Genomic DNA, 10682 nt, shown 5'->3' with positions numbered 1-10682 from the left:
GCCCATGCAAAACGAAAACAATCATACAAACTCTAATTCAACCGACAAAATTGTTGTTGGCTTAGATATTGGAACTACCAAAATTTGTGCAATTGTTGGTAGAAAGAATGAGTACGGAAAATTAGAAATACTTGGAATTGGCAAAGCAGTTTCTGAAGGTGTTATTCGTGGCATGGTTACGAATATTAACCTAACGGTAACAGCCATTGAAAAAGCAATCAAAGAAGCATCCGATCAATCAGGTATTGATATTGGAGTTGTAAATGTTGGTATTGCTGGTCAGCATATAAAAAGTTCGATGCATCATCATGGATTTAATCGTCCAAATGGTGACGAAGAGATTTCTGTAGACGATATCAATCGTTTATCTGCAGATATGTATCGTACGGTAATGCCTTTTGGGAATGAAATTATTCATGTTATGCCGCAAATTTATTCGGTAGACTACGAAGAAAATATTAAAGATCCAGTAGGTATGACAGGCGTGCGTTTGGAAGCAGACTTTCATGTCATTACGGCCAATACAAATGCTATAAAAAATATCAATCGTTGTGTTCAGAAAGGTGAACTTACGATTGACAATCTAATACTTGAGCCTATCGCATCTAGTATGTCGGTATTAAGTGAAGAAGAAAAAGAAGCGGGTGTATGTTTGGTTGATATCGGTGGGGGTACAACAGATATCGCTATCTTCTATGACAACATCATTCGTCATACAGCAGTTATTCCATTTGGTGGTGATATCATCACATCCGATATTAAATCGGGTTGTAATATCATGCACAAGCAAGCAGAAGAATTGAAACTTAAGTTTGGTTCTGCACTTGCAAGTGAAGCACGTTCAAATGATATTATTACTGTAAAAGGTTTACGCGATAGACCAGCAAAAGAGATCTCTGCTAAAAATTTAGCATCCATTATTCAATGTAGAATGGAAGAGATTTTGGAATTGGTACATACCGAAATTATCTGTTCAGGTTACGAAGATCGTTTAGCTGGCGGTATCGTAATTACAGGTGGTGGCGCTCAGTTACAAAACTTAAAACAATTGTTTGAGTTGATGACCGGGCAACATACACGCATTGGTTTTCCGAATGAGCATCTTGGGAAAAGTAAAACAGAATTGGTGAAGAGTCCATTGTATGCAACAGCAGTAGGTTTAGTATTGGCAGGTTTTTGGTCTATTGATCAACGTGCAAATAAATATTCCGATTCTACAGAAAAAATTGTAACTTCAGATAATAAGAATCAGAAGGTTCAAGAAAAAAGTTATAAAAACGATTCGAAATCATTATTTGGTTTCAATCTTAAAAAAGCCAGCGATAGACTTAAAGGTTTATTGATGGATGATATTGACGATAAACAAGATTATTAATAAATCATTTTTACTAAACTTCGTGTCCTATGTATAAGTTTGATTTGCCGAGTCATCACAAATCCATCATCAAAGTAATTGGTGTTGGGGGCGGCGGAAGTAACGCCGTAAATCATATGTATAGCCAAGGTATTAAAGATGTTGAATTCATCGTATGTAATACAGATGTACAAGCTTTAAATGGTAGCCCAATACCCAATAAATTACAAATTGGTATTGGTTTAACAGATGGGCTTGGTGCAGGCGCAAATCCTGAAAGAGGAAAGAATGCAGCACTTGAAAGCAGAGAAGAAATTAGAGAGTTGTTAAGCAACAATACTAAAATGGTATTTATCACTGCCGGTATGGGTGGTGGTACGGGTACAGGTGCAGCACCAGTCATTGCAAGACTTGCAAAGGAAATGGATATTGTAACCGTAGGTATTGTAACAGCTCCATTTGGATTTGAAGGCAAAAAGAAAATTTTGCAAGCAGAAAAAGGTATCGAAGAATTAAGATCCTATTGCGACACAGTTCTTGTTATTTTGAACGATCGTTTAAGAGATATATATGGCAATCTTTCTATAAGAGAAGCTTTTGCAAAGGCTGATAATATTTTATCTACCGCTGCTAAAAGTATTGCAGAAATTATTACTGTTGAAAGCGATGTAAACGTCGATTTTGAAGATGTTAAAACAGTAATGAAAGATTCTGGTGCTGCTGTAATGGGCTCTGGTATTGCTAGTGGCGAGGGTAGAGGTACACGCGCAGTAGAAGAAGCATTGTCTTCTCCATTATTGAACAATACGGATATTACAGGAGCGAAAAAGATTTTGTTATCTATTATGTATGGTCCAGATGCAGAGTTGAGCATGGATGAATTATCTGAAATTACAGATTACATCGAAGCTCGAGCTGGTATTGAACAAGAAACAATTTGGGGACAAGGTTTGGATGTAGACCTGGGTGATAGTATCCGTGTAACGGTTATTGCAACAGGTTTTCAACCAAATAAAGTTTCAGGCACACCTAAAATAGATAAAGACGAAAAAAAATTCTATGATTTAGAATCTGCAAAACAAATTACAATATTTGATGCAATAGATGATAAAAAAGGAAAAGATACACGAATAGAAATGAGAGACGATGCGTCTACTCAACAGACATTTGAAGCATCTACTTCTAACGAAGAAACAATAACGAACGTTCCTGTTGAAACTACAGACGTTACGAATTCTTACACGTTTGAATTTTCAAAACCTCAAAATGGGAATTTTGAAAATAATGTAGAAGATACCAATTCTGCAGAGGATACTGAATATGTGTATGATGTTCAAAAAGTAAATGCGGAACCAGATCCAGTACCTAGTGCTGAAAGTCGTATTGCTGAAGAACAACGTAAGAAATTGGTGCAACAATCGGAAGAAAGAATCAAACGTTTGAAAAGCTTAAATAGCAATCCAAATATTCCGCATGAGCAATTTAAAGACATGCTGGATAGACCAGCTTTTGAGCGAAAAAATGTAAATCTTAAAGACTATCCGCATTCATCCGATAGAAATATTTCGAGATTTAATTTAAATGACGATAATGAGATTTTAGGAAACAATAAGTTTTTACATGATAATGTAGACTAAAAAATATCATTGAAGATAGATTAGAAACCTTGAGTAATAAATACTCAAGGTTTCTTTTTTATAGATTTTTTTGCAGGGTTTTCCTCTTCAGTTTTTTTAACTTCGTCTTTATATAAGAATAAAGGTTTGAACTCACTATCACTAAAGCATAGCCAAACTTTTTCGATATCTACTTCGGTGAATACTTTATCGTAACAATAATATTGTAGATGGGTTGTACCAGGTGCAACTTGATATTTGCACGCATACTCGCCTGTTGTTGCAGTTGTTAAGAAATTATAAAATAACGTTCCATCCTTTAATAAGATGTAGATTTTAAAATCATTCCATTCTATAGGCTCGGCTAATTCATTATTCACAAGGGCTACGCGCATTGCTGAATATAAAGTTCCGTCATTTTTTTTACTTTGATTGATTGAATTTGGGTATACGCCAATCGTAAATTTAATAGTATTGGTTGTGTTTGAAAATACACCCAAATAGTAATCTGCCGTTTGGGCAATGACAGTGTTATGAAACAATATCATGCATAAAAATAAAATGGGAATTAGGAATCGTTTTTTCATTGGATTAAAAGGATAAAAGATCTTTGGCTTGAATTGCAATCAACCCTTTCACAAAGGCATCATTTATTTCTCCGTCTACAAATGTTTGTTCCACCCGTGTTATTCGAGGTTTTGACGCAAGTACATGCATTCCCAAGTAGTTTAAGATGTCCGTCAAATGACTTAATGCCAAGCTGCCTCCCATATTCCCAGAAGAGATGCCGAGTAAAGCAGCTTTTTTATTTTTGAAACTTGCTGGGTAATCTAAGCCATCAATAAATGCTTTTAGTACACCAGGGAAAGAACCATTATATTCTGGTACAACAAAGATGAATTTTTCAGCATCTGCTATTGTTTTCTTTATTCCATTAAACGATTCATCTTTCCCTTGATTGTGGTATAATGCAGAAAAAAGATAACTTTCGGGCAATGTATTTAAGTCGATTAATGTACATTCAACAGCTTCTGCTTGAAGTAATTTTATGTAATATTCAGCTATTTTTAAGGAATATGAGTTTGGTCTATTGGTACAGGCAATTACACAGATCATGATACTTCAACTTTTCTTTAGATTGTTGTGTTTATTTGTTCAAGTTAATTAAAAAAAGTAAATTTAGCATTACTGCTTGGTTATCAACGGATATAATTATGAAAATTTTATTGATTGAAGACGAAAAAGAATTGAGACAATCTATTATAACCTATTTGTCTCATGAAGGATACGTCTGTGAAGTTGCAAGAGATTTTCCTGAAGGCCAAGAGAAAATAAATACCTATGCTTATGATTGTTTTATCATAGACTTAATGATGCCTGGTGGCAATGGGCTAGATTTGGTAAAAGAAATTAAGGCTAAAAATATTAAAGGAGGTATCATTATTATTTCTGCTAAAAATACTTTAGACGATCGTATTGTTGGATTAGATTTAGGTTCGGATGATTATTTGACAAAACCATTTCATCTTGCAGAATTGAATGCTCGTTTAAAATCAATCGTTCGCAGAAGACAATTTGATGGTAATACAGATATCGTATTTAATGAGATTCGATTGATTCCTGAAAATCACGAGGTATTTGTAAACGATAATCGTGTTACTTTAACGGGTAAAGAATTTGACTTATTGTTGTTTTTTATATCAAATAAAGGACGTGTTTTACCTAAAGATTCAATAGCTGAACACATATGGGGCGATCATATGGACCAAAGTAACTCCTTTGATTTTATTTATACGCACATTAAAAACATGCGACGTAAACTTGTAGATGCGGGGTGTAAAGATTACTTAACTACCGTTTATGGAATTGGTTATAAATTTCATGCAGAATGAAACTTACAGTTAAAAGTTCCATCTATTATTTAGTATATACTCTATTTATTTTTACAATAGGGACAATTTTATTTTATTTTTTAATAAGGAATGTATTGTTTAATGCAATAGATGAAGCGCTCTCACAAGAGAAAAATCAAGTTGTTCAGAATTTAAAATACGAAAAAGATTTTAAAGAAATTCATAACAATGATTTTATCAATATTATTCGGGTAGGTGTAGAAAGTGAAGTGTACGAAAAATTTTATACCACTACGATCTATAATTCAAGTAAAGGAAAGAATATTGAATACCGAGAACTGAAAAGTGTTTATAAAAATGGAGATGATTTGTATGAGATTAGCATACGACAACCACTGACAGAAGCTGAATCCCTTATTAAATCAATACTTCCGATTGAAGTAATTTTGTTTTTAGGGTTAATTGTTGGTGTTCTTTTAATTAACAGATTTATTTCAGATAAAATTTGGCAACCATTTTATTTTTTAATGGATCGTCTTAAAAACTATGATTTAGTTAATGTTAAAATAATACCGTATCAAAAATATACGGTAGATGAGTTTAATGAACTAAGTGAAATTGTTGAAAAAATGACTACGCGAATTTACCAAGATTTTAACAGTCAAAAGGAATTCAATGAAAACTCTTCACATGAATTACAAACACCCTTAGCTATCATTCGAAATAAATTAGAATTGTTAATTCAATCTAAGAATTTAAAAGACGAAGAGATGGCTTTAATTGGTTCTGTTTTTCATACGATAAATAGATTAACTCAATTAAATAAAGGCTTAATATTACTTTCTAAAATTGAAAACAATCAATACAGCGAATTGTCTCGGATTAATATTGGCCAATTGATTGAGACACTATTAGTAAATTTTGAAGAATTAATTGATGAACGTAATATTACTATTCAGCTAGAAATTTTAAAAGTAGTAATTATTCCAGCAAATCAAATATTGATTGAAACCTTATTGTATAATTTAATATCAAATGCTATTAAGCATAATATTGAAGATGGTGGTACGATTAGTATAACAGTATCTAAAAATATTTTAGAAATATCCAATACGGGAAATGAGTTACCCGTAGCATCAGAAAGAATGTTTGAACGATTTTTGAAAAATTCTAGTTCCGAACTTTCTGTTGGTTTGGGATTATCTATTGTGAAAAAAATATGCGACTTATATAAATTTAGGGTTACATATACCTGCGTATATAAAATTCATACGATACGAATAGAATTTACAGGCGTGAAATAAATAATTTTTTTCATGAAATATAGGTTTGTTCTTTTCGAACCAGCACTTGCTACAAGCTATTAGTTTATATTATTTCGTTTTTAACGATGCGTATCTTTTTCGAATACAATACTACAATAACTTTCATAACGGGAGGGGGCAATCATAAAAGCTTCTACAGCAGCCTTAACTTTACAGCCAGGTTCATTGGTATGCATGCAATTGTGAAATTTGCAAGTACCCATTAATTTCCTCATCTCTGGAAAATAATGTGAAAGAACTTGATCCTCTATTTCAAACAATCCTAATTCTTTTATGCCAGGGGTGTCAATGACTTTTGAATCGGCATTTAAATCATACATTTCTGCAAAGGTTGTCGTGTGTTTTCCTTTTTGTGAGTGCCCCGAAATGATATCTGTTTTCAATGCCAGCTGAGGAAAAATTTTATTAACCAAAGTAGATTTGCCCACTCCAGAGTGACCAGAGATTACAGATGTTTTGCCATATAGCAATGGCATCAGTTCATCCAAGCCATTTTCTTTTTCCATAGAAGTTAATATACATGTGTAGCCTAGCGGTGTATAGACATCCTTTAAGTATAAATACTCTTCCATCAATTCCTCGTTGTATAAATCGGATTTATTAAATACAATTACAGCAGGGATCCGAAACGCTTCACACGAAATTAAAAAACGGTCGATAAAACCGATGGATGTTTTGGGTTGTTTTAGAGTAACTAATAAAATACTTTGATCAATGTTGCATGCAATCAAATGTCCAAAGGCTGTTTTGTGCGAAGATCTTCGAATGATGTAATTTGTGCGTGGAGCTATTGCATGTATAAGCGCTTCCGTAGGAGTTAATGGGTCAATATTCATTTCTACGAAATCACCCACCGACAAAGGATTTGTAACCTTTAAACCTAAGTTTTTAAATTTGCCTCTTAAGCGTGCATTATAAAAGCTGCCGTCTTCTGCTTTAACAGTATACCATGAACCTGTTGATTTGTATATGATACCTTTCATTGTGCAGCCTGGTTCAAAGTAGATTCTAGATTTTTCATAATACATTCTGTTGCTCCACAAGATTGAAGCATGGTGCTTTTTAAACCTTTTTTTATTGATTCCTTCAACTCTGTGGAATTATAAATTCGATTAAATTCGTTCGTAAATGATTCTGTAGAAACAATGCTTTTAGCAAAACCTAATTTTATAAGCCAAGTAGCTTCTGGAAATTTTTTAATATTCGGTCCAAAAAATATAGGTGAACCAAATACAGCAGGTTCTAATATATTGTGTAGGCCACTCCCAAAAGCTCCACCAACGTAGGCATAATCTGCATAGGCATATATCGATGATAACATACCAATATTGTCAATGATTAATACATCTGCGTTCAATGCTTGTTGCGTATTAAAGGAAGAAAAACGAATGCATGTTTTAGAAATCTTCGAAATGATCTCATCTATTTCATTTGAATGGATTTCGTGCGGAGCAAAAATAATTTTTAATTCTCTTTCAAAGGTATTTATGAACGGAATTAAAATATCCATGTCTGCAGCCCAACCACTCCCAATGACTAACACTGGTTTGTTTTGTTTGAATTGCTCCACCTCTGGAATAGTGAATGTACTAATAGCAGTTTGTTGTACTCGGTCAAAGCGCGTATCTCCAGAGACAGTCCAATTGGCAAACCCAATTTTTTTCAATAATTCTCCTGAATTGTAATCTTGTAAAAAGAAGTGTGTAAATGCATGTAACCGTTTGCGCATAAAGCCACCGCCCATTCGAAAGAAAAATAAGTTTTTTCTAAATACACCAGAGATGAGATACAAGGGTATTTTTTTTGCTGCAATAGCATCTAATAGATTCAACCAAAATTCATACTTAACAATAAAGACAATACTAGGAGAGAGTTCATGTATAAAACGCTGAGCTTCTTTTTTTGTATCGGATGGTAGATATATTACAAGATCTGCAAATGAATAATTTTTGCGTACTTCAAAACCGGATGGAGAAAAGAAACTTATAACAATTTTATATTCTGGGTATGAACGCTTGAACGATTCAATTACAGGTTTTGCTTGTTCAAATTCTCCAAGAGAAGCGCAATGAAAAAGTGCAATAGATGCTGGCGTATTTTTTTTGAAAGAATCGATTTTTCCAAAGGTATCTTTTCTTCCATCAGAAATAAAGGCAGCTTTTTTGTTTCCACCTAGTTTTGCAAGTGAAATCAGTCCATTATAGAAGTGAATCGATAAATCGTATATAAATTTCATAATTACTGCAAGGTACGAAATTGTATGTTTGATAAGCATCTAAGTGTTTTGTATTTTGCAACGATTTTTAATGAATAAATGACTTATGAAAATACAATCAACGGAAATATCTGTTAAAAATGCCATCACAACTACTGTGCTAGTCGCTGCATTGGGTTATTTTGTAGATGTCTATGATTTGGTACTCTTTTTAATTATTGGGGTGAAAAGTATCAAAGGAATTGGGTTCACAGAAAATATCATTGAAGAATTTCAAACACTCTTGGATATTCAAATGATCGGAATGCTTATTGGCGGAGTCTTTTGGGGGATTTTAGGTGATAAAAAAGGACGTTTATCGGTATTGTTTGGTTCCATTATACTGTATTCTGTAGCAAACATTGCAAACGGATTTGTAGATCTATTACATGATAAAGACCAAGCGTTTATGGCCTATGGTATTTTACGATTCATTGCAGGTTTTGGATTGGCAGGTGAGTTAGGAGCGGGGATTACTTTGGTAAGCGAAGTAATGAGCAAAGAGAAGCGTGGCTACGGCACCATGATTGTTGCTTCGGTTGGTGTAATAGGTGCTATTGTTGCAGCATTGGTTGGTAAATTCTGGACATGGCAAACAGCTTATTTTATTGGTGGAGCATTGGGCTTATCATTGTTATTGCTTCGTATTGGAGTTTTTGAATCAGGGATGTTCGAAAAATCGAAACGTGCCGATGTTGCGCATGGTAATTTCTTTGATTTATTTAAAAATAAGAAAATTGCTTTAAAGTATATTTACTGTATTATTATTGGTTCTCCAATTTGGTTTGTAATAGGTATTTTGATTGGGCGTGCTCCTGAATTCGCAAATGAAATGGGAATTGTGGGAACGTCAGGATTAGAACGAGAATACAGCATTATGTTTTGTTATACGGGCTTGGTATTTGGTGACATCGCAAGTGGCATGTTATCGCAACTATTAAAAAGTCGAAAAAAAGCATTTTACATCTTTTATGTTTTTTGCATAAGCTTGATTCTGATTTATACAAATCTCTCTAATGCAACTGCTACTACCTATTATATCATGATTACGCTGTTGGGCTTCTCCGCTGGTTTCTGGGCAATGTTTGTAACGGTTGCATCCGAACAGTTTGGCACAAATTTACGCTCAACTACTGCTACTACTGCACCAAATTTTGTGCGGGGTTCTTTGGTAATTATTGCATTGTTGTTTGATTATTTGCGCAGTACAGATGGTAAATTTTTGCAGTTAGGTTCCTTAACTTCTGCAGCAATTGCTGTTACAGTGCTGTTATTTACTATCTCTTTTTGGGCGGTATATCGCTTGCCTGAAACGTTTGGAAAAGATTTGGATTATGTGGAGGAATAGTTTCTAGATACTAGTTTCCAGACACTAGCTTCTAGTTTCCAGACAAATGAATGTTTACATGAAGTGCTTTTTTGAACCACATACTGTATTTTAAAAAAAATATACTAGACTACGAATATTATTTAAATTAACAGGCGTAGCTAATTGCTTATATGCAATCAGCTACGCCTGTTAATTATGAACAAACGATTATTGATTTTTAAATGCTTTAACTCCTGCGAACGTAGCTACTTTTCCTAATTCATGTTCAATTCGCATCAGTTGATTGAATTTTTCTACCCGCTCTCCGCGACATCCACTGCCAGTTTTTAAGTGGCCAGCACTAATGCCGACTGTTAAATCTGCTATAAAACTATCTACGGTTTCACCACTTCTATGAGAAACAAAACAATTATATGCATTTTTGTATGCGAGTTCAACTGTTTCTAAGGTTTCTGAAACAGTGCCTATTTGATTCAGTTTAATCAATATTGAATTTGCAACCCCCTTATCAATACCTTTTTCTAATATTTTTTTATTTGTGCAAAACAAATCGTCACCAACGATTTCAGTTTTTTTACCAAGAATATCTGTTAGATTTTTCCAGCCATCCCAGTCATTTTCGGCTAATCCATCTTCTAACAAAACGATTGGATATTGGTTTATCCAGCTTTCCCAAAGTTTTATCATGTCATCGCTTGAAACTAATTTCTGAGTACTTTTGAAAAATTTATATTTCCCATCTTCCCACATTTCACTTGTGGCAGGGTCAAGGCAGATGCTTACATCTTTGCCGGGAGTATATCCTGCTTTCGTTATGGCTTCTAAAATCAATTCAACAGCTTCTTCATTTGATTTTAAATTTGGAGCAAAGCCACCTTCATCACCTACACCTGTACTTAGTCCTTTTCCTTTTATCACAGATTTTAATGTATGGAAAACTTCTTCTCCCA

Annotated in this window: 9 protein-coding genes and 1 pseudogene; 5 read left to right on the top strand and 5 right to left on the bottom strand. The window is 33.8% G+C overall.

The window, feature by feature from the left end:
• Positions 1-4: 4 nt before the first annotated feature.
• Both ftsA and ftsZ read left to right on the top strand, forming a co-directional pair.
• Entirely contained in the window at positions 5-1375 is a 1371-nt protein-coding gene (gene ftsA / locus Q0543_RS08090; protein ID WP_299251137.1) for a cell division protein FtsA, read from the top strand.
• Positions 1376-1404: 29 nt separating this feature from the next.
• Positions 1405-2991 (top strand): cell division protein FtsZ, encoded by a 1587-nt coding sequence (gene ftsZ, locus Q0543_RS08085; RefSeq protein WP_299251135.1) that lies wholly within the window; start codon positions 1405-1407, stop codon positions 2989-2991.
• Positions 2992-3035: 44 nt separating this feature from the next.
• Here ftsZ and Q0543_RS08080 read toward each other — a convergent pair whose 3' ends face one another.
• Together Q0543_RS08080 and Q0543_RS08075 are read right to left on the bottom strand one after the other, a co-directional pair.
• Positions 3036-3557, bottom strand: coding sequence for a hypothetical protein (locus Q0543_RS08080; protein WP_299251133.1), 522 nt, complete (start codon positions 3555-3557; stop codon positions 3036-3038).
• 4 nt (positions 3558-3561) lie between these two features.
• Complete coding sequence (locus Q0543_RS08075; RefSeq protein WP_299251131.1) at positions 3562-4086, bottom strand: NAD(P)H-dependent oxidoreductase; 525 nt, start codon at positions 4084-4086, stop codon at positions 3562-3564.
• 98 nt (positions 4087-4184) lie between these two features.
• Here Q0543_RS08075 and Q0543_RS08070 point away from each other — a divergent pair, with 98 nt between their 5' ends.
• Positions 4185-4862 carry a response regulator transcription factor gene (locus Q0543_RS08070; RefSeq protein ID WP_299251129.1) on the top strand — a complete coding sequence of 226 codons (678 nt, stop codon included), beginning with the start codon at positions 4185-4187 and terminating at the stop codon, positions 4860-4862.
• Positions 4859-6127: a HAMP domain-containing sensor histidine kinase gene (locus Q0543_RS08065; RefSeq protein ID WP_299251127.1), complete on the top strand. Its 1269-nt coding sequence runs from the start codon at positions 4859-4861 to the stop codon at positions 6125-6127. Before Q0543_RS08070 ends, Q0543_RS08065 begins: the two co-directional genes overlap by 4 nt.
• An 80-nt stretch (positions 6128-6207) precedes the next feature.
• On the opposite strand, the gene rsgA is transcribed toward Q0543_RS08065, so the two are convergent.
• Together rsgA and Q0543_RS08055 are read right to left on the bottom strand one after the other, a co-directional pair.
• On the bottom strand, positions 6208-7131 hold the full coding sequence (gene rsgA / locus Q0543_RS08060; protein WP_299251125.1) for a ribosome small subunit-dependent GTPase A: 924 nt from the start codon (positions 7129-7131) through the stop codon (positions 6208-6210).
• On the bottom strand, positions 7128-8384 hold the full coding sequence (locus tag Q0543_RS08055; RefSeq protein ID WP_299251123.1) for a glycosyltransferase N-terminal domain-containing protein: 1257 nt from the start codon (positions 8382-8384) through the stop codon (positions 7128-7130). The genes rsgA and Q0543_RS08055 overlap by 4 nt, the downstream gene beginning before the upstream one ends.
• Before the next feature lie 85 nt (positions 8385-8469).
• Here Q0543_RS08055 and Q0543_RS08050 point away from each other — a divergent pair, with 85 nt between their 5' ends.
• Positions 8470-9750 (top strand): MFS transporter, encoded by a 1281-nt coding sequence (locus Q0543_RS08050; RefSeq protein ID WP_299251121.1) that lies wholly within the window; start codon positions 8470-8472, stop codon positions 9748-9750.
• A 189-nt stretch (positions 9751-9939) separates the two neighbouring features.
• Here Q0543_RS08050 and eno read toward each other — a convergent pair.
• Positions 9940-10682: pseudogene (gene eno / locus Q0543_RS08045) on the bottom strand (phosphopyruvate hydratase); the annotation flags it as partial.

The sequence above is a fragment of the uncultured Cytophaga sp. genome, from assembly GCF_937863595.1.
Taxonomy (GTDB): domain Bacteria; phylum Bacteroidota; class Bacteroidia; order Cytophagales; family Cytophagaceae; genus Cytophaga.
Note: the sequence above shows the minus strand (reverse complement) of the source record. Positions and strands in the feature narration are given on the sequence as shown.

Coding starts and splice junctions, on each gene's coding strand:
- ftsA (WP_299251137.1), top strand. CDS start 5: ATGCAAAACGAAAACAATCATACAAACTCTAATTCAACCGACAAAATT.
- ftsZ (WP_299251135.1), top strand. CDS start 1,405: ATGTATAAGTTTGATTTGCCGAGTCATCACAAATCCATCATCAAAGTA.
- Q0543_RS08080 (WP_299251133.1), bottom strand. CDS start 3,557: ATGAAAAAACGATTCCTAATTCCCATTTTATTTTTATGCATGATATTG.
- Q0543_RS08075 (WP_299251131.1), bottom strand. CDS start 4,086: ATGATCTGTGTAATTGCCTGTACCAATAGACCAAACTCATATTCCTTA.
- Q0543_RS08070 (WP_299251129.1), top strand. CDS start 4,185: ATGAAAATTTTATTGATTGAAGACGAAAAAGAATTGAGACAATCTATT.
- Q0543_RS08065 (WP_299251127.1), top strand. CDS start 4,859: ATGAAACTTACAGTTAAAAGTTCCATCTATTATTTAGTATATACTCTA.
- rsgA (WP_299251125.1), bottom strand. CDS start 7,131: ATGAAAGGTATCATATACAAATCAACAGGTTCATGGTATACTGTTAAA.
- Q0543_RS08055 (WP_299251123.1), bottom strand. CDS start 8,384: ATGAAATTTATATACGATTTATCGATTCACTTCTATAATGGACTGATT.
- Q0543_RS08050 (WP_299251121.1), top strand. CDS start 8,470: ATGAAAATACAATCAACGGAAATATCTGTTAAAAATGCCATCACAACT.